This window comes from Acidimicrobiia bacterium, assembly GCA_035471805.1.
Lineage (GTDB): Bacteria > Actinomycetota > Acidimicrobiia > Spongiisociales > JAHEDJ01 > JAHEDJ01.
The window spans coordinates 81,371-101,897 of the sequence record DATIPS010000054.1 but is presented as its reverse complement, the minus strand read 5'-3'; the positions used below and the strand labels follow the sequence as shown (position 1 = coordinate 101,897).

Annotated in this window: 23 protein-coding genes; 8 read left to right on the top strand and 15 right to left on the bottom strand. The window is 63.4% G+C overall.

Translation table 11 applies throughout. The features are described 5' to 3' along the window. The 7 genes from VLT15_10855 to VLT15_10825 form a co-directional block, all read right to left on the bottom strand. On the bottom strand, positions 1–860 hold an 860-nt coding region (locus VLT15_10855), incomplete at its 3' end, for a lyase family protein (GenBank protein ID HSR45708.1). Between the two features lie 187 nt (positions 861–1,047). Continuing rightward, positions 1,048–2,163, bottom strand: coding sequence for a M20/M25/M40 family metallo-hydrolase (locus VLT15_10850; GenBank protein HSR45707.1), 1,116 nt, complete (start codon positions 2,161–2,163; stop codon positions 1,048–1,050). 30 nt (positions 2,164–2,193) lie between these two features. Next, entirely contained in the window at positions 2,194–2,952 is a 759-nt protein-coding gene (locus VLT15_10845; GenBank protein ID HSR45706.1) for an alpha/beta hydrolase, read from the bottom strand. A 14-nt stretch (positions 2,953–2,966) separates the two neighbouring features. Next, a complete protein-coding gene (sufC, locus tag VLT15_10840; protein ID HSR45705.1) occupies positions 2,967–3,773 on the bottom strand; it encodes a Fe-S cluster assembly ATPase SufC in 807 nt (268 codons plus the stop codon). Beyond that, positions 3,770–4,090, bottom strand: coding sequence for a non-heme iron oxygenase ferredoxin subunit (locus VLT15_10835; GenBank protein ID HSR45704.1), 321 nt, complete (start codon positions 4,088–4,090; stop codon positions 3,770–3,772). The genes sufC and VLT15_10835 overlap by 4 nt, the downstream gene beginning before the upstream one ends. Further along, a complete protein-coding gene (gene sufD / locus VLT15_10830; GenBank protein ID HSR45703.1) occupies positions 4,090–5,370 on the bottom strand; it encodes a Fe-S cluster assembly protein SufD in 1,281 nt (426 codons plus the stop codon). The genes VLT15_10835 and sufD overlap by 1 nt, the downstream gene beginning before the upstream one ends. A 76-nt stretch (positions 5,371–5,446) precedes the next feature. Next, positions 5,447–6,133 (bottom strand): uracil-DNA glycosylase, encoded by a 687-nt coding sequence (locus VLT15_10825; protein HSR45702.1) that lies wholly within the window; start codon positions 6,131–6,133, stop codon positions 5,447–5,449. A 121-nt stretch (positions 6,134–6,254) separates the two neighbouring features. On the opposite strand from VLT15_10825, the gene VLT15_10820 reads away from it, so the two are divergent. Further along, positions 6,255–7,061: a DUF6159 family protein gene (locus VLT15_10820; GenBank protein HSR45701.1), complete on the top strand. Its 807-nt coding sequence runs from the start codon at positions 6,255–6,257 to the stop codon at positions 7,059–7,061. Between the two features lie 18 nt (positions 7,062–7,079). Here VLT15_10820 and VLT15_10815 read toward each other — a convergent pair whose 3' ends face one another. Then, the gene (locus VLT15_10815; protein HSR45700.1) at positions 7,080–8,591 is read right to left on the bottom strand and encodes a putative glycoside hydrolase; all 1,512 of its coding nucleotides are present in this window, start codon (positions 8,589–8,591) and stop codon (positions 7,080–7,082) included. 95 nt (positions 8,592–8,686) lie between these two features. Here VLT15_10815 and VLT15_10810 point away from each other — a divergent pair, with 95 nt between their 5' ends. Genes VLT15_10810 through VLT15_10795 form a run of 4 tightly spaced genes read left to right on the top strand, consistent with a single transcriptional unit; the run spans position 8,687 to position 11,034 of the window. Further along, complete coding sequence (locus VLT15_10810; GenBank protein ID HSR45699.1) at positions 8,687–9,643, top strand: sigma-70 family RNA polymerase sigma factor; 957 nt, start codon at positions 8,687–8,689, stop codon at positions 9,641–9,643. A gap of 4 nt (positions 9,644–9,647) precedes the next feature. After that, a complete protein-coding gene (locus VLT15_10805; GenBank protein HSR45698.1) occupies positions 9,648–9,914 on the top strand; it encodes a hypothetical protein in 267 nt (88 codons plus the stop codon). Positions 9,915–9,955: 41 nt separating this feature from the next. After that, positions 9,956–10,225 (top strand): GlsB/YeaQ/YmgE family stress response membrane protein, encoded by a 270-nt coding sequence (locus VLT15_10800; GenBank protein ID HSR45697.1) that lies wholly within the window; start codon positions 9,956–9,958, stop codon positions 10,223–10,225. Between the two features lie 38 nt (positions 10,226–10,263). Continuing rightward, complete coding sequence (locus VLT15_10795) at positions 10,264–11,034, top strand: AMP nucleosidase (GenBank protein HSR45696.1); 771 nt, start codon at positions 10,264–10,266, stop codon at positions 11,032–11,034. Between the two features lie 39 nt (positions 11,035–11,073). Here VLT15_10795 and sufB read toward each other — a convergent pair whose 3' ends face one another. After that, positions 11,074–12,486, bottom strand: coding sequence for a Fe-S cluster assembly protein SufB (sufB, locus tag VLT15_10790; GenBank protein ID HSR45695.1), 1,413 nt, complete (start codon positions 12,484–12,486; stop codon positions 11,074–11,076). Between the two features lie 168 nt (positions 12,487–12,654). Between sufB and VLT15_10785 the strand changes: the two genes are divergently transcribed. Next, the gene (locus VLT15_10785; protein HSR45694.1) at positions 12,655–13,107 is read left to right on the top strand and encodes an NAD(P)H-binding protein; all 453 of its coding nucleotides are present in this window, start codon (positions 12,655–12,657) and stop codon (positions 13,105–13,107) included. Here VLT15_10785 and VLT15_10780 read toward each other — a convergent pair whose 3' ends face one another. The 3 genes from VLT15_10780 to VLT15_10770 all read right to left on the bottom strand — a co-directional run bounded on the left by VLT15_10780 (position 13,108) and on the right by VLT15_10770 (position 15,482). Beyond that, positions 13,108–13,695: a M23 family metallopeptidase gene (locus VLT15_10780; GenBank protein HSR45693.1), complete on the bottom strand. Its 588-nt coding sequence runs from the start codon at positions 13,693–13,695 to the stop codon at positions 13,108–13,110. Positions 13,696–13,825: 130 nt separating this feature from the next. Continuing rightward, a complete protein-coding gene (locus VLT15_10775; GenBank protein ID HSR45692.1) occupies positions 13,826–14,440 on the bottom strand; it encodes a hypothetical protein in 615 nt (204 codons plus the stop codon). Between the two features lie 118 nt (positions 14,441–14,558). Then, a complete protein-coding gene (locus VLT15_10770) occupies positions 14,559–15,482 on the bottom strand; it encodes a YihY/virulence factor BrkB family protein (protein ID HSR45691.1) in 924 nt (307 codons plus the stop codon). 84 nt (positions 15,483–15,566) lie between these two features. Here VLT15_10770 and VLT15_10765 point away from each other — a divergent pair, with 84 nt between their 5' ends. Beyond that, on the top strand, positions 15,567–17,108 hold the full coding sequence (locus tag VLT15_10765) for a PQQ-binding-like beta-propeller repeat protein (protein HSR45690.1): 1,542 nt from the start codon (positions 15,567–15,569) through the stop codon (positions 17,106–17,108). Positions 17,109–17,136: 28 nt separating this feature from the next. On the opposite strand, the gene VLT15_10760 is transcribed toward VLT15_10765, so the two are convergent. From VLT15_10760 to VLT15_10750, 3 genes are read right to left on the bottom strand one after another with little or no spacing between them, the layout of a single operon-like run. Further along, positions 17,137–17,751 (bottom strand): HAD family phosphatase, encoded by a 615-nt coding sequence (locus VLT15_10760; protein ID HSR45689.1) that lies wholly within the window; start codon positions 17,749–17,751, stop codon positions 17,137–17,139. Continuing rightward, complete coding sequence (locus tag VLT15_10755) at positions 17,748–18,365, bottom strand: LON peptidase substrate-binding domain-containing protein (protein HSR45688.1); 618 nt, start codon at positions 18,363–18,365, stop codon at positions 17,748–17,750. The genes VLT15_10760 and VLT15_10755 overlap by 4 nt, the downstream gene beginning before the upstream one ends. A gap of 6 nt (positions 18,366–18,371) precedes the next feature. Next, a complete protein-coding gene (locus VLT15_10750) occupies positions 18,372–18,854 on the bottom strand; it encodes a hypothetical protein (protein HSR45687.1) in 483 nt (160 codons plus the stop codon). Positions 18,855–18,920: 66 nt separating this feature from the next. Between VLT15_10750 and treS the strand changes: the two genes are divergently transcribed. Then, entirely contained in the window at positions 18,921–20,513 is a 1,593-nt protein-coding gene (gene treS, locus VLT15_10745) for a maltose alpha-D-glucosyltransferase (GenBank protein HSR45686.1), read from the top strand. Positions 20,514–20,527: the final 14 nt, after the last annotated feature.

Below are 20,527 nucleotides of genomic sequence, written 5' to 3'. Positions count from 1 at the left end.
AGCCAGCGCAGGTCGTTGACGACCTTGAACAGGGACTGGGCGATCGTCTTCAGAACGCCGGACGTCGCGACCACTGCGTCTTTGGCAGCCTGGGCTTCAGAGTGGTTGTCGGCCTCGCGGAACGGGAAACCGGTCTTGTCGGCCATCACCGCGATCACCTTGGCTGCGAACCCTTCCGGGCAGTTGATGCCGGTCCCGACGGCGGTACCGCCGAGAGGGAGTTCCGCTAGTTCCGGAAGCACCTTCTCCACCCGTTCGGCGGCCTTGCGCATCTGCGCCGCCCAGCCCGAGAACTCCTGGCCGAGCGTGACGGGAACCGCATCCATCAGGTGCGTGCGTCCGGATTTCACGACATCGGCGAACTCGACCGCCTTCGTCTCGAGCGAGCCGGCCAGCAGATCGAGCGCCGGAAGGAGCCCGGACTTGAGGGCCTCCACCGCGGCGAGGTGCATCGCAGTCGGGAACGTGTCGTTCGACGACTGACCGAAGTTCACGTGGTCGTTCGGATGAACCAGCTTCGAGCCCGGTTCGCCGCCGAGGATCTCGGTGGCCTTGGTAGCGATGACCTCGTTCGAGTTCGTGTTCGTCGACGTGCCGGACCCGGTCTGGAAGACATCCACCGGGAACTGGTCGTCGAGGGCTCCCGACATGACGAGGTCGGCGGCTTGCTGGATGGCATCGGCCTTGTCGGCATCGACGTAGCCGTCGGGTCCGGAGACTGCAGCTACCGAGCCCTTCATGAGTCCAAAAGCCCAAATCAGTCGACGGCCGACGGTCAACCCCGAGATCGGAAAGTTATCCACTGCGCGCTGAGTCGATGCTCCGTAGAGGGCATCCGCCGGTACCAGGACCTCGCCCATCGAGTCACGTTCGGTGCGGTATTCCACGCCCGTTCCTCCTGTTGACAGTTCGTTTTCAGAGTAGGTCGGCGATGCACAGGCCGTGCGGGCCGAAAGTCACAACGTTTCGAGTTTTCTCAGCAATGCTGTTGCTCCCCAGGCACCTCAGTATTGCTGAGAAAACAGTGTGAGGTTGTGACGCCGTCCGTCAGTCGAGGACCAGCCGCTCCGATTCGTAGATCGCGTCGAGCCGTTCCAGCAGCGAGGCCTCTCCCGCCTCGCCGAGGCGAGGGGCGACGTGGGCGAGCAACTCGACGAGTCCGTGAAAGTCATCCAGGGAAACGAACTCGGGGGCCACCCGGGCGGGGCGGCTTCCGTCCAGAACGCCGCCGATATCGACCATGTTGTGATAGTTGCCGAGCGGCAGGCTCAGCGATGTCGCCCGATATCCGTAGGCCCCAAATGCAGTCGCTTCACAGGAGCCTCCGTCCATCAGTTTGCGCTGCCAGCGGGCACCCGGGCGGCCGTCGGCGTAGGACCGGACCAGCCGGGTCAACTGGTTGGTCAGCTCTCGATCGAAGACCGTCGATGCATCTCCCACCCGGACCACCGGCCCGTTCCCGACCGGATACGCGGCAAATGCCCGCGAGTTCTCAACGACGATCAGTTCTGCTCGTTCCGGGATCGTCCCCGCCTTGCAGGCGGCGATTGCCCCGATGAAGCCAACCTCCTCGGCTCTGGTCAGAAGAACCCGCACCTGCGGAGCGTTCTTCCGCACCTCGTCGAAGGCCGCCAGCACGGCGGCGGCGCCCGCCAGATCATCACAGCCTGCGGCATGCAGCCTTCCGTTGCGTACCCCGAGCGACCTGGACCCGAACGCCCATCTTCCGATGTCCCCCGCCGCCAGCGAACCCGAACGCCGGTCGAGGCGAACGGCGCCGGTCGAAGTCCTGTGATCGAAATCGGTCACAGTCCCGCGATGCACCCGATCGTCGCCGTCGAACAGATCCACACGGGCATCGTCGAAGTAGGGAGCGTGAACACCGCCCCGAAACTCCACCCCTACCCGCCGCGACCGGTCGACGGATGTCACGACGAATCCGGGATGGTCGATGTGGGCAGTCAGGAACACGGGGGTCTTGCGGGTGCGCACTGTGGATTTCAACAGCACATTGCCGGCGGAATCCCTGGACATCCGCACGTCCCGGCGCCGCGCCGCCCACCGCTCGATCCACTCGACAACCCGGTCCTCGTGACCGGCGACGGTGGGCAAGGCGGTCAGCTCGACCAGCCATTGCTCGTGGCGATCAGTCTTGACACTCATACACAGATGGTAGGAGGACCGGCGCCGCGATCACGGCAAGAAGTCGACCACCCGCGCCCAGAACGAGTCGAACTCATCACGATGCATCGAATGCGAACTGCCGGGAATCTGATGGAAGGTCAGGTTCGGGTTCATTCCCGCCAGGTAGCGGCCGAACTCGGCGGGGACGACCGGTTGGATCTCGGCACCCAGAATCAACGTCGGAACCTCCAGGGCAACAACCTCTTCAACCAGGTTCCAGGGGACGTTTTGGCGAATGGTCTGCTCAACCATCACCGGGCGCGACTCGATGATCGCCGACACCTTGATCCGGCAGTCCTCGGTGTTCCAGGTCGGGTTTCGCCGCGCCACCTCCTCTTGGGAGATCGGTGCCGTGTACGACTTCAAGAGGCTCTCGATCGCCAACTCCGGAGCCGGGATGGCTATGGCCGGATCTTCCAGAATGAGGACCGGCGTCAGGCCCGGCCGCTCCTTCAGAGCCAGCACGGCAACAGCTCCGCCGAGCGAATGGCCGAGGATCAGATCCCACCCGGGGCGGATCGCCAGCACGTCGGCTGTGTACGAAGCGAGTGTCAGGTCGGCCGAGGTGGGGCTCATCCCATGGCCCCGGAGATCCGGGGCCGTCACGGTGTATCCGAGTTCGGCGAGCGCCGGGCCGACTCTCCACCATCCTTCGGCGTTGGAGGAAATACCGTGAAGCAGGAGAGCGTGCCTGGGACCTGCGCCCCAGGAGCGAATAGAGAGATCCAGGGACGAAGCCCGCGGTTCCAGGTTCCAGGTTCTGACCAACCCGCGACTCGCGACTAGAGGTCGAACGGGGTCTCGGTGAAGAAATCCGCCGGGCGTTTCTCGGCAACTCCCTGAACCGGCGCCTCGATGCCCAGTCTCTCGCGAATGCCCTCGTACCCTTCCTCTTCCAGGCGGGCCGACAACTCGGGCCCCCCGGACTCAACGATCCGACCACCGATCATGACGTGGATCCGATCCGGCGTCACGTATCGAAGGATCCGGCTGTAGTGGGTGATCATCAGCACACCCACCTCAGGCCCGCGCATCCGCTCTATGCCTTCGGCAACCTCACGCACCGCGTCGATGTCCAGCCCGGAGTCGATCTCGTCGAGCACTGCGACCTTCGGTCTCAGAACTGCCATCTGGAATACCTCGGAACGCTTCTTCTCGCCTCCGGACAGGTCGTTGTTGACAGACCGGTCGAGGAATCGATCCATGTCGTATTGCTCGCCCGCTTCAGCTATCCGTGCATCGATCTCGTCGGAGTCCCATCCACGTTCCTCGCCGCATTCGCGCATCAGAGTGGCGAGAGCCACACCGGGCACCTCGACCGGGTATTGGAACGCCTGCATCAATCCCATCCTCGATCGGGCGTCGACCGCCTTGTCGAGCAGCGGTTCACCGTCGATGAGAGCCTCTCCGGAAACCGTGTACTCGGAACGGCCGGTGAGTACGTGACAAAGCGTCGATTTGCCCGATCCGTTCGGACCCATGATGGCATGCACCTCACCGAACGGAACCTCCAGGTCGAGACCCTTGAGGATCTCGATTGTCCCAACCGAGGCTTCGAGATTGTTGATGTCGAGGGCGAGTCTGCTCACGATGCCTCCTGGAGGGCGAGATATACGTCGCCGTCTGTGATTCTGACTTCGTACTTCTTCTGGGGTTTCGTCGCCGGCAAGGTGCGGGCCTGCCCGGTTGCGAGTTCGAACGTCGCGCCGTGGCGCGGGCACTCGACCTCATCGTCGAAGACCTCACCTTCGGCCAGCGACGCCTCCGCGTGGCTGCATCGATCGGCCAGGGCGTAGACGGCTTCACCGATACGGAAGAGGGCGATCCGATTCCCCAGAGCTTCGACACGCACCCCTCTGCCGTCCGGCAACTCCTCGAGGGGGGCGATTCGGACCCACTCGTTCATCACAATCGGCCTTCCGACTGGGCACCGACGAACTTGGCGGTGACCGCGTCCCGAACAGGAACTTCGAGGCCGGATACCGGAAGTCGCTGAATCATCTCGTCGAAGAACCCCCGGATGAGCACCCGCTGAGCACGTTCGTGGGAGAGTCCGCGGCTCATCAAGTAGTACAGGTGCTCTTCCTCCAGCGGACCAACGGTGGAACCGTGGCCGCAGACGACGTCGTCACACAGGATCTCGAGGTTCGGAACCGAATGTGCCTTGGCCCCGTCGGAGAGAACGAGGTTGCGATTGGTCTCAAATGTCGAGGTTCGAGTGGCATCGGGCCAGATCTTCAGCAGTCCGGAAAACACGGACTCGGCTTCGTCCTCGACGGCACCCTTCAGGAAGACATCGGAGCGGGTGTTCTTTCCATGATGATTCACGACGACTCGATAATCGAAGATCTGTTGTCTGTCGCCGAAGTACAGGCCGACGAGCTCCGAACTGGAGCCGTTGCCGATCAAGTCGACCGTCAGGTCGAGCCGGCCGAGTTTGGCGCCGAGGCCGACCTCGCCGAGCCGGCCGGTCGAATCCCTGCCGAGCACCATCTTCTGGTGGGCTATGGCGGTGGTTCCATCTCCCCAGTGCTGCGACGTGACGAGGTTGAGGCGGGCCCCGTCACCGACCGACAACTCGAGCTGCGGCACAACGACGTTGCGTTGTCCGTCCGGCGAGCGCATTACGACGATGACCGAAGCCTCCGAGTTGCTTTCCATGACAACGCTGAGATGCGGGAAGGCGATGGTGTCGGCCTGAGTCACCTGCATGTCGACGACGATCGGCCGATCGAGGGCAATACCACGGCCGAGGTGCAAGAGAAGGCCGTCGGTGGCGAACGCCTGGTGAGCAGCCGCGAAGATGTCGACATCCGGCTTGATCACCCTGCCGATCGACTGCTCCAAGAGCGAGTCGTCGTCGACCCGGCCGGCGAGCCCGACAAGCGTGACACCGGGCGTATCGCAGAAGGTGTCGACCACGAACCCGTCGACCAAGCGGGCGATACCTGCGTAGTCGGTCAGTGCGGAGAGATCCGAGTCACCAACTATGGGGACGCCGGCGACGTCGGGCACCCCGAAAGCGGCGATGTCGAAATCAAGATCGACGTAGCGCCATTCCTCTTCGGCACCGGTCGGCATCGACAACTTGTCGAAGTACTCGAATCCATTCTGACGGAGGTCCGCCAGCCACGAGGGTGCCGTTTCCGCGGCAAGTTCAACAGTCGTGTGGTCGAGGGGTCGCACAGTGAAAGTCTCCTGGAGAACGCGGTCGAGACATCGTATTACCACTACGGAGATAGGGCGAATTATCCGGGTTCGATCAGACGGGGAACAGCCCCGACGCTCGCGCAAACACATCATCGAGCATCTGCTCTGTCAGGCGGCCGGTGAATGTGTTCTGCTGGCTGGGGTGGTAGCTGGCCAGTATGACGGGACCGCCCGGACCCAGATCCACCTCCGCACCGTGACCGAACCTCGGCCGCGGCTTTGGAACCGGAAGTCCCCGATCGGAGTAGACCCGCAGGAGTTGCGTGAATGCCAGGCCGCCGAGCGGGACGACCACTCGCACACGGTCCAGAAGGTCGATCTCTGCTTCGAGCCAGGGCCGGCACAAGGCAAGTTCCTCGCCGGTCGGCTTGTTGGCTGGAGGTGCGCAGCGGCCGATGGCCGTGACGAAAGCATCGGTGAGCACGAGTCCGTCGCCACGGGAGATCGACTCCGGTTGTGAAGCGAACCCGGCTCTGTGCAGCGCGGCGAAGAGCCAGTCCCCCGACCGGTCACCGGTGAACATCCGTCCTGTTCGATTGGCACCGTGGGCGGCCGGGGCAAGGCCGACGACCAAGAGCCGCGCTCGCGGATCGCCGAACCCCGGGACCGGCCGGCCCCAATACTCGGAGTCTCGGAAGGCGGCCCGCTTCTCCACGGCAACGCGCTCGCGCCACTCCACGAGCCTCTCACACCGCCGGCAACCGCTGATTTCTGAGCTGAGCTTCTCGATCTCCTCCACGGCGGGGAGCGTAGCTCACCCGTTCTTGCATCGACGATGCCCCGAACGGGACCGCATCGACATCGGGGCTCCGGCGGGAGGTCCTTCCCGTTTCGGGGAGAAACGTCGATACTGAATCGGCATGGGACGAATCAGCAACACCGTGACCCTCGCCAGACAATCCTGGGAAGTCCTCAAGGCAGACAAGGAGCTCCTGGCACTTCCGATCCTGTCGTTTGTCGCCAGCACCATCGTGGCCGCCAGTTTCGTTGTCCCCATGTTCTTCATCGGAGACGACCCGGGGGCGATCGGATACGTCTTCATGTTCGCCATGTATGTGGCGCTCGCCTTCGTCACGATCTACTTCAACACCGCCCTCGTCTCCGCCGCCGACGAACGCCTCCAAGGGGGCGATCCGACCATTGGGAGCGCTCTGGCCGGGGCCAACCGGCTCGTCGGCCGCATACTCCCCTGGGCCGTGATCTCGGCGACGGTTTCGATCGCTCTGCGGGCGGTCGAGGAACGGGGCGGCATGCTGGGCCGCATCGCATCCGGCATCGCCGGACTCGCCTGGACCCTGGTGACCTTCCTGGTGATCCCCATCTTCGTCGTCGAGGGTCTGACCGTCGGCGCCGCCGTCAAGAGATCGGCGGAGCTGTTCAAGAGGACCTGGGGCGAGAACATGGCGGCCCAGTTCGGATTCGGGATCCTCGGCTTCCTGATGAGTCTCCCGGCGATCCTGGTCATCGTGCTGGGAGCGGTTGCCGGCAGCGGTGTCGCCCTGGGTATCGCCATACTGGTCGGCGTCGTATGGATTGTGGCAGTCGCTGTGACCCTTGCCGCGCTCAATGCGATCTTTCAGACCGCTCTGTTTCATTACGCGGCCGGCGGGCAGACTCTCGGCCCGTTCGGGCATGGTGCACTGGCGACGGCGTTCCGGCGCAAGTAGGCGGAGAAGCAACCCCGGTCAGTCGGCGGGCAGCAGCGCGCCGTCCGTGAAACGGCTGCGAGCATTCCACAGCATCCAGCCCAGGCCGCGCTCCTCCGCCGCGTCGATCTCTGCTCGCACCTGCGCGGCGTTGTAGTAGAAGTCCTGTATCCAGGGTCGGAAGATCGCCGTCGAGTCGAGCCTCTCGAGCCCGTCGTCGAGAGCCCGACCGACCACCTCTCCCGGATGGTCGTTCGGAACGTCGAAACCGAACCAGCCCTCGGAGTAATGGCTTGGGTACAGCATCGGTGACAGCACATCGACGACCGGGCCCAGATCCTCCAACTGCTGACCGATTCCACCATCCCCCGATGTTGAAGTTATGAATCCGAATATGTCGGCGGCTACCGCGCACCCGGCGGGTCTGAGAACGGCCGATGCTTCCGCCAGGAAGTCACGGATGATGCTCGGGCGAACCTCCGGACCCGATCCCGCGTCGAACAGTGCGGAAGCGCCGAACCCATCGGGATAACGTACGTAGTCGAACTGAATCTCGTCGAAGCCGGCCGCACATGCTTCGGCGGCCAGTTCGAGCGCATAGCCGCGAGCCTCCGGATCGGTGGGATCGAGGAAGTACTGCCCGTTCTTTCGAAACGGCCCACCGGTCGAGGAATCCCAAACGGCGATCTCAGGCAAAGCCCGGGCCGCGATCGGATCCTGGAATGTCACGATTCGACCGATCAGATAGAGCCCTCTCCGGGCGGCGGCGGCGACGACCCCGTCGAGTTCGAACTCGGGGTTGATAGCGCCGACTTCTCCGGCCAGAGGAACGGTGGTCGGGTAGAACACGAGTCCTGATTCGTCCTTCAGGTCGACGACCAGCGCATTGATCTCGGTAGCAGCGGCCAGGGCGAGAATGCGCTGCCAGTGGTCGGCATTCCCGACAGCCCATCCCGAGATGTGCAGCCCCCGGACGATGATCGGCTCCAACTCGATCGGAACCCAGCCGTCGCTCCCCAACCACTCGACCTCTGCCGGCGCCCAACCCGGCGCATCGACGCGAATAGCCGACCCGGTCGGAGCAATGAACTCAAACCAGCCGGAGCCGTCGGTGAGAACCTCGAGTCCGCCGAGTGCAACCGGCACCCCTTCCAGGCCGTCACCCGCCGAGGTTCGCACCATGCCCCGCACGATGACGGGTTCGAGGGTCACCTGAACCTCGCCTTCCTGCCAATCGGACACGAATCGGGAGACGTAGCCATCTGCATCCAGCGTCACGCCGCCGATCGGTGTCCGGAAGACGAGCCGACCGCCGGCGTCGGTGTGTCCGAAGTCCCCGACGCTCACCCCGGCAATCGGAGCGGCTTCCGCATCGACGACCACGAGGGCGGTGACGGGACCGGCGATCGTGGTCGTCGTACTCGACGTCGACGGAGCAGCAGATGGGTCCGCCTGCGAAGGGCCGGCCGGCAGCGGCTCGGCCTGCCAGGAGACGCATGCCGAAAGCAGCAGAGAGGCCGATAGCAGCAGTGTGGAAGCCTTCCGAACCATGCCTGCAGCGTAACGGGCCGCACGTCACATCCGGTTTGGCAAAAAACCCCATTGCGCCGATCCGGTGCCGGTGATACGTTGGGCTGCGCGGGTTCATGGAGTTAGGGGTAAAGACCAACGTGGGCAAGCGAAACCGTGACCAGGCCTCCATCGCCGACACCGTCGGCATCTATCTGGAGGAGGTTTCGTCGCATACGCTGTTGACGGCGGATGATGAAGTAGCGCTGGCACGGGCGATGGAGTCCGGCCGGAAGGCGCAGCGCCGCCTGGAGGCCGCCGACGACCTCACACCCGAGCAACGCGCGACTCTCTACCGCCTCATCCACGAGGGCGACGAGGCCAAGATGGAGTTCATCCGGGCCAACCTCCGTCTCGTGATCTCGATCGCCAAGCGCTACGCCGGCCGGGGACTGGATCTCCTGGACCTAATCCAGGAGGGCAATCTGGGCCTGATCCGGGCCGTCGAGAAGTTCGACTGGCGCAAAGGCTTCAAGTTCTCAACCTATGCGACGTGGTGGATAAGGCAGGCGATCACACGCGGACTGGGCAATCAGGCCCGCACCATCCGGCTTCCCGTTCACATGGTCGATGTCGTCCGCTCGGTACAGGAGACCCGCCAGAACCTCGCAGATGAGCTGCGGCGGGCGCCCACATTGGAGGAGATCGCAGCCGTCAGCGGGCTCGATGTGGAGCGCGTCGAGGCAGCGCTCTCTGCGCCGTCGGACACTGTTTCACTGGACCGGCCGGTCGGTGAAGAGGGCGATGCCGAACTCCAGGATTTCGTGGAAGACGAACGAATGCCGGATCCGTTCCGTCACGCCGCCGAAGTCCTCCGTCAGCGTCACGTGCAGGATGCGCTGGAAGTGCTCGACAGGGAAGAACAGCAGATCATCGCGCTTCGATTCGGATTGGACGGCGGCGAGCCGCGCACATTGTCCGATGTCGGACGGATATACGACCTGACCCGCGAACGAGTTCGCCAGATCGAGGCCCGGGCGCTGGCCAAACTGCGCCATCCGTCGTCGGCATTCGAACTCGAGTCGCTACTCTGACACCGTGATCGAAACCACTGCGACCAATTCACTGTTGATAGTCGGCGCCGTCGCCGGATTCGGAGGGCTCGCCGGCGGCATGCTGTCGGGTCGGCGGGCCACCGTTATCGGGTCGATTCTCATGGGGATAATCGGCGGACTGGTTACCACCGTGATCCTCTCGGCCCTCGAGAGCGTGCCCAACTACCTGGCCGTCGGTGACTACTCCGCAGTCTGGGCTCTGGCCGGCGGAGCCGCCATCTCGTTCATGGTCGGTTATACGAACCGGTGACGCGACTCGGGTTGCCGGGCCGAGAGCGTTAGCCTGGGCACGTGTTCGAATTCTTCCTTCTCCTGATCATTGCCTCGCTGGCCGGATCGATCGGTGCATCCCTCGCCGGCCGTAAAGGGCTCGGCTGCCTGACGTCTCTGGCGCTCGGATTCGTGGGTGCGTTGCTGGGCCGCTGGATCGCCGAGCAGCTCGACCTCCCGCTCCTGTGGACCATCCGCGATTTCCCGGTCATCTGGTCGGTCATCGGCGCCGCGCTCTTCGTCGCTCTACTCAATCTCTTGAGCGGCCGGGGCCGTCCTCGTGATCAGTGATCCTCGCTCCGAGTCACACGGCCGATAGGCTGCTCACCATGGAGAAACTCGAGATCGCCCGCAACTGGCTCCCCCGCTACACGGGGATGCCGCTCGAAGAGTTCGGTGACTACATCCTCCTCACCAACTTCAGCGACTACCTGGCCCGGTTCGCGGAACGGTCCGGCTGTTCGATCCGCGGCGAAGGCAACTACATGCAGGCCGCCACCAACGACGACGGCTTGACCATGATCAACTTCGGCATCGGCACTGCCAACGCGGCAACGATCATGGACCTCCTCGTGGCGGTGCAACCCAAAGGGGTTCTGCTACTGGGGAAGTGCGGAGGCCTCAAGGCCTCGACCGAGATCGGTCACTTCATTTTGCCGATCGCGGCCATACGCGGCGAGGGCACGAGCAACGACTACTTCCCGCCCGAGGTGCCGGCACTGCCGTCGTTCAAGTTGCACAAGTTCGTTTCCGAGAAGATCGTGGGGCGCGGACTCGACTACCGGACCGGGGTCGTCTACACGAGCAACCGGCGGGTGTGGGAACACGACGAGGTATTCATCGAGCATCTCCGGAATCTCACCGCGCTTGCCATCGACATGGAAACCGCCACGATCTTCGTGGTCGGCCACCACAACGAGATTGCCCGGGGGGCGCTGCTCCTGGTCTCCGACGTGCCGATCACGCCGGAGGGCGTGAAGACCGAAGAGAGCGATGCGGCGGTCACCCGCGACTGGGCAGACATACATCTCGATCTGGGGATAGAGGCGATGACCGAGATCGCAACGCAGGGCGAGGCGATCAAGCACTTCCGCTTCTGAGCGTTTCGCCGGGCAACGGGCCCCGGATGGGCTATTCGCTCAACCGACTGCGCCGGCCTCGATCATGTTCAGCTCGATGAGGCGGTTCATCTCGACCGCGTACTCCATCGGGAGTTCCTTGACGATCGGTTCGATGAACCCGGCGACGATCATCGACGTCGCTTCCTCCTCGGAGAGGCCGCGGCTCATCAGGTAGAACAGCTGCTCCTCACCGACTTTCGACACCGTCGCCTCATGGCCGATCTCGGCGTCTGCCTCCTCGATCTCCATGTACGGATAGGTATCGGACCGGGAGTCCGCGTCGAGAATGAGGGCGTCGCACCGAACGAATGATTTCACTCCGGTCGCACCCGGCTCGACGCGTACCAGGCCGCGATATCCCGCCCGGCCGCCGTCCTTGCAGATCGACTTGGAAACGATCGTCGACGTCGTGTCCGGTGCGGCATGAACCATCTTGGCGCCGGCGTCCTGATGCTGCCCGTCACCGGCGAAGGCGATTGAGAGAACCTCGCCGTGAGCCCCGGGCTCCATCAGCCACACGGCCGGGTACTTCATCGTCAGCTTGGAACCAAGGTTCCCGTCTACCCACTCCATCGTGGCGTCTGCATAGGCTGCAGCTCGCTTGGTCACCAGGTTGTAGACGTTGTTGGACCAGTTCTGAATCGTCGAATAACGGCAGCGGCCGCCTCGCTTGACGATGATCTCGACCACGGCCGAGTGCAGGGAATCGGTGGACCAGATCGGAGCCGAACATCCCTCTACGTAGTGAACGTAGGCGTCCTCGTCGACGATGATCAGGGTCCGCTCGAACTGACCCATGTTCTCCGAGTTGATTCGGAAGTAAGCCTGAAGAGGCTGGTCGAGATGCACGCCCGGCGGCACGTAGATGAACGAACCCCCCGACCAGACGGCCGAGTTGAGTGCTGCGAACTTGTTGTCGTTGGGGGGGATGACCGTCCCGAAGTATTCCTTGACGATCTCCGGGTACTCCCGTACGGCGGTGTCCATGTCGGTGAAGAGGACGCCCAGCTTCTCCAGATCATCGCGATTGCGGTGGTACACCACCTCGGATTCGTACTGTGCGGTCACACCGGCCAGGTACTTGCGCTCGGCTTCAGGAATGCCGAGCTTTTCGTAGGTGGCCTTGATCTCCTCGGGAACCATGTCCCAGTCTTTGGACTGCCCTTCGGTCGGCTTGATGTAGTAGTAGATGTCATCGAAGTCGATGTCGTCGAGCGCGCCGCCGCCACCCCAGGTCGGCATCGGGCGGCGCAAGAAGCGTTTGTAGGCCTTGAGCCTGAAGTCGAGCATCCAGTGCGGCTCGCCCTTCATCTTGGACATCTCGCGGATGATGTCTTCGTTCAATCCTTTGCGCGGCTTGAAGACATAACCCTCTTCTGAGTCATGCCATCCCAGTTGATAAGCGCCGAGGTCGAGTTCGACAGTGGCCATAGGTCACCCCTGAATAATTAGCACTATCCGGATAGGTGATAGTAGCAGTGATTCGGTGTACGCACTCAACCCGGCATGGAACCGAGGTCGGGGCAAAGCGACGGCAACTCCCTGCCACCGGCCGCCAACCCGGCACAGCCGACCGGCGGGACGTGATAGTTTCGCGGCGTGCCGGTCATCGTCGTTGGAGCAGACACCCCCATAGGGGCCGAGATAATCGCCGAACTCGCGGGCTATGCGGGCGAAGTGCGGGCATTCATCACCGACCCCGCGCCGGCAGACCGATTCCGCCGTATGGGATGCAAGGTGGCGATGGGCGACTTGTCAGACGGGTCGCACCTGGAAATCGCCGCCTTCGAATGCTTCACGGCCGTGCTGATCGCCGAGGCTGCCGGCGACCGGCGCGAACGATCGTTTGCCGATACTCCGGAGCGAGTGGCGGCCGCCTGGATGGAGGCCGTGCGGGATGCCGGCGTTGCCCGTCTGATATGGATCGGATCCGACTCGCTGCCCGAACCGCCGGATCCGGCAGTATGCCCGGAGGTCGCCGTTCTGGCAGCCGGCGAGCGAGGCGTTCCACAGGAGGTTGCCCGTCTCAATGAACTCGAGACGTTGGACTGATCAGCGAAACGGGACTTCTTCGCGCTCGACCTGAAGCTCGAGCTGCCAGCGCTCCCAGGCTGCCTGCAGGTACCTGTACGGATTGATGATCCGGCCGTTGTGATGCAACTCGAAGTGGGTGTGGTGGGTGGTCCCTTCTGCATTGCCACTGTCACCGGCGAATCCGAGTTGTTGCCCGGCCACCACCCGGTCCCCGACCGCCAGGCCGACCATGAAGGTGTACTCGGGAGCGCCGAGCCCGTCGTCGGTTCCCGGTGTGTCGTTGTTCAGGTGCATGTACCAGGTCTCGTAGCCGTCCTGGTGGCTGATCACGATGTAGTAGCCGGAGCGAGGGCCGTATCCGAACTTCTCGATCACCCCGTCGGCTGCCGCCACCACCGGCGCCATCTGCGGGCCGAGGATGTCGGTGCCCTGATGGCTTCGACCGCCCGACCGGTCGTTGCCCCAGGTGTTGGAGAACTCGGTCGCCTCGCTCGGCTGCGGGAACACGATCGTGAACTCACCGTCGTCCGCGTCGGCCGGCACCGCGAACACCGCCGCCGAGAGGACGACGACGAGAAAGAACGCGCGCAGAGTTTTTGGCTTCATGGGGAAGGTTCCAATAGAAAAGCCTCGGTCGTGCCGAGGCGTAGACCTGAACCCTACCGATCGATTGGGATAATGCAAAAGGGCGGGGTGCCGAACACCCCGCCCTCTGCGGATCTAAGCGTTGTCGGAGCTACTTGTTCTTCTTCGGCTTCTTCGAGTTCTCGTTGGGGCCGTGATCGTCGTCTTCGACATCGTCGGCGTCCAATGTGGTCGGTTCGGTCGACCCGAGTTCTTCGTTGGCCTTGACCTTCAGATCACCTTTGCCGATGTCTCCATCATGCTTGATCTCTTTTAGGAATTGACCGAAAGGACCGAAGGCTTCCTTGTCATAACTCTTCTTGAGCTCGTGAACCATGGTCGAAACAAACTGGCCGTGGTTGACCTGTCCGTTGGGACCTTCGATAAGAACAGGGATGCAGTCTGCGGACAATTCGAACGGAGGATCGGCCGCACCCGGATCGGTCACTTTGACTTCAGTGATCTCCCCCTCGTCGCCGAATACGACTTCCAGCGTGGCGTCGTCTGGAATCTCACAATCCAGGTCAGCGGACTCATCAGCCCCGATTCCGTAGAAGACGACGTGCGAATCTTCGTCGTAGCCGTAGGTCAGATAGGGAACTTCCTGGTCCACCGTAACCTCGGCAGTCTCGGGCTCGTCGCCTATCAGTGCCTGCGCCGCTGCCGGAAGCACAAACAAGGCCAGCACCAGACCCACTACCACGAGGGTGATCGTTCTTCGTCGCATCAATCCACTCCTACTCTCACTCCATAGGCAGGTCTCGCCACCACACAAAGCGTTACACGGCACTTACAGTGACCGTATCGACGGACGGCGCGAAACCTTGAGACCGACCCCCCTCCCGCTACCTGCGAAAATCGGCTATCTCCGACTCCATGGTCTCGAGACCCAACGAAAGCTCTGCGGTCCCGTTCCCGTTTGCCCTCCTCTTCACCCACCCGCGCGACACCGAAGCGCCGAAGGCCGCCGACAGAATGATGACGTACGACATGAGCAGCAGCCAAAGCAGCAGCACGGCCACCGTGGCGAAGGCCTGGAAGGTGACCCCGAGCCCACCCGAGTTCTCGAAAAAGAGACGGAACCCGAGGCTCACGGTGATCGTCCCCACTGCGCCGAAACCCGCCGCAATCCAGAATCCGGGCAGGCGTTGCGGAGGGCCCCACCGGTAGAGCGCAGTGAGAAAGGCGAACAAGCCGAGGGCGCCCACGGGGAGCGAAAGGCGCTCCCAGGCCGTCACGATCCACTCGATGTCGGTCAGTTGCGCAAGCCACTCCGCCACTCCGGCCCCGGCGACGATCAAGACGACGGTCAACAAGAGCATCCCGCCCGCCCCGAGGCTCAAGGCGATGGCGACCAGCCTGCGCCGCCACCAGGCGCGACCGTCGGTCATACGCTCGATCCGAGCCAGCACCCGCATGATCGTGTTCACCCCGCGCGAAGCGGCCCACACCGAAACAACCAGGCTGACCACGACCACGACCCCGTGCGCTCCTTCTACGGAAGCCCAGGCAACGGCCAGCGCATCGGAGATCGACGATGCGGTGTCCGCCGGCAAGACCTGCTCGAGAAAGTCGACCATCTGCTCCTTCGCTTCGGCATTGCGGCCGAAGAAAGAGGCGGCCATCACCAAAGTGATGGCGGCGGGCACCAGCGCGAAGAACAGGTTGAAGGCAACGGCGGCGGCGAGTACACCGGGACCGGCGGCGGCGAACCTACGCCAGAAGCGTATCGGGCTCGAGTTGGCGATGGTTTGCAGCGGGTCGACCACGAGAACTCAGGTTAGGAGCGAACGCCCGGTGATCGGCGGCACCCGAACACTCTCGAAGTGCCCGGCCGCGCATACACTGCCCGAATGCGCCGGACCCTGGCCATCGCGATCGTTACGCTCGCCGGAGCTTCGGTGCTCGTCGGCCTGTATGTGGCGGGCTCTTCGGGTGCGGAACCGGTAACCGCGCAGGCGACCTCCCCGTCGACCACCACCTCAGCGGCGCCGCCGACCACAACAGCTCCGAGCACGACAACCACGACAACCACGACAACACCCTTCGCCCGGTTCGTCGACCCCAGGACGGTTGGTACCGCCTGGGGAGTCACGGAGGGCGTGCTTCAGTTCAGGGGCAACCCAACGCGCACCTGGTATGGGCCGAGCCGGCTCCCGGACAATCCCCGGAGGCTGTGGAGGTTCCCCGATTCAGGAATGTGCGGCTCGTCTTCGGTGGGGGGCGAGACGACCAACTGGTGCGGCACCGGCTGGACCGGCCAACCCGCCGTCTGGATCCGCCCGGACGGGATCACCGAAGTTGTGTTCGGCGCCTACGACAAGGCAGTGCATTTCCTCGACGCATCGACCGGCGAACGAACCCGCCCCGACTTCCAGGTAGGCGACCTCATCAAGGGATCGGTCACCATCGACCCCGACGGCTACCCGCTCCTCTATTTCGGGTCACGCGACAACAAGCTGCGGGTCGTTGCCCTCGACCGGGAGCAGCCGACCGAACTCTGGGCGATCGACGCATCCGAACATCCCGGCGTCTGGAACAACGACTGGGATGGGAACCCGTCGATCGTCGAAGACATCATGTTCGAAGGAGGCGAGAACGGGATCCTCTTCGCCACCAAGCTGAACCGCAGCTACGACCCGAACGGGAAGGTCCGGGTGGACCCGGTGATTCTCGTGAAGGTCGAGGGATGGAATGATGAGCTGTTCAGATCGGTCGGGGACAGAAACGCCTCGATCGAGAGTTCGGTGGCGATCCTGAACGGCCGGCTCTACTTCACGAACTCGGGAGGCCGGGTAGTCGGCCTGGACATAACGAACGTTGAGGCCGGCGAGGCTCCGATCGTCTTCGATTTCTGGGCAGGCGACGACATCGACGCTTCACCGGTGATAGACGCCGACGGGATGCTCTACCTGGCCATCGAACTCGAACGGCGCCTCCCGCGCTCCGCCGAAGTGGGGCAAATCATCAAACTCGACCCGTTTGCCCCCGATGACCCGCTCGTGTGGAGCGTTGCCGTTCCTGCCCTCAACTCGCAGAGCGACGGAGGAGCGTGGGCGACTCCGGCACTCGGCGACGGGGTCTTGTACGTTGCCACACACACCGGTGAGGTGCTGGCCATCGACGCGGTGACCGGTGACGTCTCATGGCGTGACGACATCGGGTTCCACGCATGGTCTTCACCGTTGGTGATCGACGGTCATCTCCTTCTCGCGGTCGACTGCGAGGCAGGTGGAGGTCTGCGCGCCTACTCGCTCGCCGATCCACGGCAGCCAAGCGAAGTGTGGGAGATGAATCACGGCGGCGGCTGCATCGAGAGCACGCCAACGGTCTGGGACGGGACGATATTCGTGGGCAGCCGAGACGGCTACTTCTACGCGTTCGGTGACCGGTAGCCCTACTGCAACAGCCGGACCTACCCCTTCACAACTCGATTCCCAGCAAGTTTCCCAGCTCGGCGAGGGCCGCTTCCGGATCGGTCACTTTGATCGTCGTCATGCCCAGTTCACGAGCGGTCTTCAGGTTCCGACCGATGTCGTCGAGAAACACGCACTCACCGGCCGCGGCACCCAACCTCTCGAGCAACCGCAAGTAGATCGCAGGGTCGGGTTTTCGCACCCCCTCGACCCACGACTCGACGAAGACATCGAACAACGCCTGGAATCCGGCGACGTCCCAATCAGCTGCGGGAGACTCCCAGTTGTTGGTGAGGGCAGCCGTCCGCAACCCGATCGCCCGCAGCCGGCGGATCGCCTCGACCATCCTCGGCCGGGCCTGCGCGTAGGTCTCAATGGCGTCGAGCAGCTCCCCGGCATCGATTCTTCCTCCGCGCTGCCCGCACTCCTCCTCGAACTGTGTGATGAACTCTTCCCGCGCAAGGACCCCCGTTTCGTGCAGGGCCCAGGCCCCGGCGGCACGGGAGGCCACCCGGTTGAAGAACCCCTGCTCGAGACCGGCTGCCCTCTCGGCGTCGGCGATGACGTCCATCGGCGAATCGAGCACTACCCCGCCCAGATCGAAGACAATCGTGTTGATCATCCTTCTGACAGACGCAACTGGATCAGCTCGACCTCGTCGTTGAGGTAATCGATGATCTGCCGGAGACGCACCGATGCCGAATCCTGCTCGAGCAGTTGCTGAGCGTCCAGCGGACCGATAGGGATCATCTGGGCGAGGTGGAACCCGGCAACCACCGGATCATCCGACATCTGGGGAACGAAGTTGGCCGTGTCGGCTCCGAGTTCGGCGGCCACGGCGAGAAGGCGGTGGAGTCCCTTGGTCGCTTCGATGAGGAGGTCCCCATCTCCGGGACCTGCATCATCCTCGTCGAGAATCGTTACCTCGGCCACCGGATACGGATCATCCGATATCCAGCGGTCGACCCGGAGCCTTTGCAGGCCGGCCGCAACAACGGCCTTGTGCCCGCCGTCGAGTTCGGAGACGGCACGAACCTCCGCAAGGGTTCCCACATCAAACCGAACATCGCCGCCACCAACCTCGCTCCCGCGCTCAATGAGGACGACTCCGAAACGGCCGTCGCCGCCCTGCACATCATCGAGCAATCGAAGATAACGCTCTTCGAAGAGGCGCAGCGGGATAACCGAGTAGGGAAAGTGAACTCCGCCGAGCGGAAACATGGGAAGGGTGGTCATGGGAATCTACTCAACCGGACGGGGATGCTGGAAGACGTTGAACCGCAGGCGATCGACCTCTTGTTCGTTGAGCGAGATCGCGAACGCGTATCCACCGGCGCTGGGAAACGGGACGTGGTTGAACGTGAAAGCCCTGACGAGACCGATGTCGCTCCCTTCGGGAGCGCCTTGCGGTCTCCCCACCTCGAAACCGTGACGCAGTGGACCCGACGTGAACAGGCTGCCCCCATCCTCGTCCTGCAAGTCGATCGAAAGGGTCATCGGTCGGCCCGTCCACGTCCACGGAATGCGAACCCGCAGGCCGATGGCCATCGTGTGATGGCGGGCCGGAAAGCCTCCGACGCGCAGCGTGTCCCAACCGCCGCCAAGGAGAAAGAGCTTGCCTGAGATGGCCTGCGCAGCATCGGCCAGAATCGCAAAATCGACCGACGGCTGGAAGGCCGGGCCGTCGAACGCAGACGAATCGAACTCTTGCGGGTCGAAATCCATGGGCCCACTCTAGAAGTCTGTTCCCCCAGCGCCGGAAACCCGCTTCCGCCGATCTACGATGTCTCGATGGTGAGAACTCACGATTGGTACAAGGATGCCGTCTTCTACGAAGTGCCGATTCGTTCCTTCTGTGATGGCGACGGGGACGGGTTCGGGGACTTCGACGGACTGATATCGAAACTCGACTACATCGCCGACCTGGGCGTTACCGCCGTCTGGGTATTGCCGTTCTACCCATCTCCCCTGCGGGACGACGGCTACGACATCGCCGACTATCACTCGGTCGATCCCCGCTACGGCGGCATGGAGGATTTCCGCCGGTTCGTCACCGAGGCACACGAGCGGAACCTGAAGGTCGTAACCGAACTGGTCATCAACCACACATCGGTGGATCACGCCTGGTTCCAACGGGCCCGAATGGCCCCGAAAGGCTCGAATGAGCGCAACTTCTACGTGTGGAGCGACACAGCCGATCGATTCCCCGACGCGCGAATAATCTTCACCTTCACCGAGGACTCGAACTGGGCATGGGACGAGACCGCCGGAGCCTTCTACTGGCACCGATTCTTCTCCCACCAACCCGATCTCAACTACGACAACCCGGCGGTGCACGCTGCGGTGTTCGAGATCCTCGACTACTGGCTCTCGATGGGGGTGGACGGACTGCGCCTCGACGCTGTGCCCTACCTCTACGTTCGTGACGGCACCAACGGTGAGAACCTCCCAGAAACGCACGCCTTCCTGAAGAAACTGCGGTCGTATGTCGACGAGCGCCACCCGGGCACGATGTTGCTGGCTGAGGCAAACCAATGGCCGGAAGACGCGGTTGCGTATTTCGGCGACGGGGACGAGAGCCACATGAACTACCACTTCCCGCTGATGCCGCGACTCTTCATGGCGGTGGCTCTCGGCGACCGCAAACCGGTCCGGGAGATCCTGGCCGGAACGCCGGCCCTCCCCGACGGCGCCCAGTGGGGAATCTTCGTGCGCAACCATGACGAGTTGACCCTCGAGATGGTCACCGACCAAGAGCGGGCTCTCATGCTGGAGACGTACGCCAAAGACCCGAGAGCCCCGATGAACGTCGGCATCCGGCGCCGCCTGGCACCGTTGATGGAGAACGATCCACGCAAGATCCGGTTGATGCTCTCACTCCTCTTCTCGCTCCCCGGATCGCCTTTTCTCTACTACGGCGACGAGATCGGCATGGGTGACGACCTCGACCTGCCCGACCGCGACGGCGTCCGCACGCCGATGCAATGGGACGCATCCGACAACGCCGGGTTCTCGACCGGCGCCTCTTCGGCACTGTACGCACCACCGATATCAGATGAGATCTACGGCTACGCGTCGGTCAACGTGGCGGCGCAGGAAGCCGACCCCGGTTCGCTGCTCAACTGGGTTCGCCAGATCATCGCGGTCCGCAGTCGATACGCGGCGTTCGGAAGAGGAACCGTCGAGTGGCTCGACGCAGCAGACTCCGCGGTGCTGGCGTTCCGGCTGAGTCACGGAGAGACGTCGGTTCACGTGGCGATCAATCTCGCCGACAGACCGGCGGAGTGCGACCTGCCGGCCGGCTTCGATGCGTTCACGGGCGGAGCCGTAGCCGGACCGACCGTGCTCGAGGGATACGAATTCCGCTGGGTGACGGCTCGATAGGTTTTCTCGGCAAT

Excerpts from the sequence above, each read along its gene's own strand:
- treS (HSR45686.1), top strand. The coding sequence starts at position 18,921 with ATGGTGAGAACTCACGATTGGTACAAGGATGCCGTCTTCTACGAAGTG.
- VLT15_10755 (HSR45688.1), bottom strand. The coding sequence starts at position 18,365 with ATGACCACCCTTCCCATGTTTCCGCTCGGCGGAGTTCACTTTCCCTAC.
- VLT15_10765 (HSR45690.1), top strand. The coding sequence starts at position 15,567 with ATGCGCCGGACCCTGGCCATCGCGATCGTTACGCTCGCCGGAGCTTCG.
- VLT15_10835 (HSR45704.1), bottom strand. The coding sequence starts at position 4,090 with ATGAACGAGTGGGTCCGAATCGCCCCCCTCGAGGAGTTGCCGGACGGC.
- VLT15_10775 (HSR45692.1), bottom strand. The coding sequence starts at position 14,440 with ATGCGACGAAGAACGATCACCCTCGTGGTAGTGGGTCTGGTGCTGGCC.
- VLT15_10750 (HSR45687.1), bottom strand. The coding sequence starts at position 18,854 with ATGGATTTCGACCCGCAAGAGTTCGATTCGTCTGCGTTCGACGGCCCG.
- VLT15_10850 (HSR45707.1), bottom strand. The coding sequence starts at position 2,163 with ATGAGTGTCAAGACTGATCGCCACGAGCAATGGCTGGTCGAGCTGACC.
- VLT15_10760 (HSR45689.1), bottom strand. The coding sequence starts at position 17,751 with ATGATCAACACGATTGTCTTCGATCTGGGCGGGGTAGTGCTCGATTCG.
- sufB (HSR45695.1), bottom strand. The coding sequence starts at position 12,486 with ATGGCCACTGTCGAACTCGACCTCGGCGCTTATCAACTGGGATGGCAT.
- VLT15_10815 (HSR45700.1), bottom strand. The coding sequence starts at position 8,591 with ATGGTTCGGAAGGCTTCCACACTGCTGCTATCGGCCTCTCTGCTGCTT.
- VLT15_10795 (HSR45696.1), top strand. The coding sequence starts at position 10,264 with ATGGAGAAACTCGAGATCGCCCGCAACTGGCTCCCCCGCTACACGGGG.
- VLT15_10810 (HSR45699.1), top strand. The coding sequence starts at position 8,687 with ATGGAGTTAGGGGTAAAGACCAACGTGGGCAAGCGAAACCGTGACCAG.
- VLT15_10820 (HSR45701.1), top strand. The coding sequence starts at position 6,255 with ATGGGACGAATCAGCAACACCGTGACCCTCGCCAGACAATCCTGGGAA.
- VLT15_10780 (HSR45693.1), bottom strand. The coding sequence starts at position 13,695 with ATGAAGCCAAAAACTCTGCGCGCGTTCTTTCTCGTCGTCGTCCTCTCG.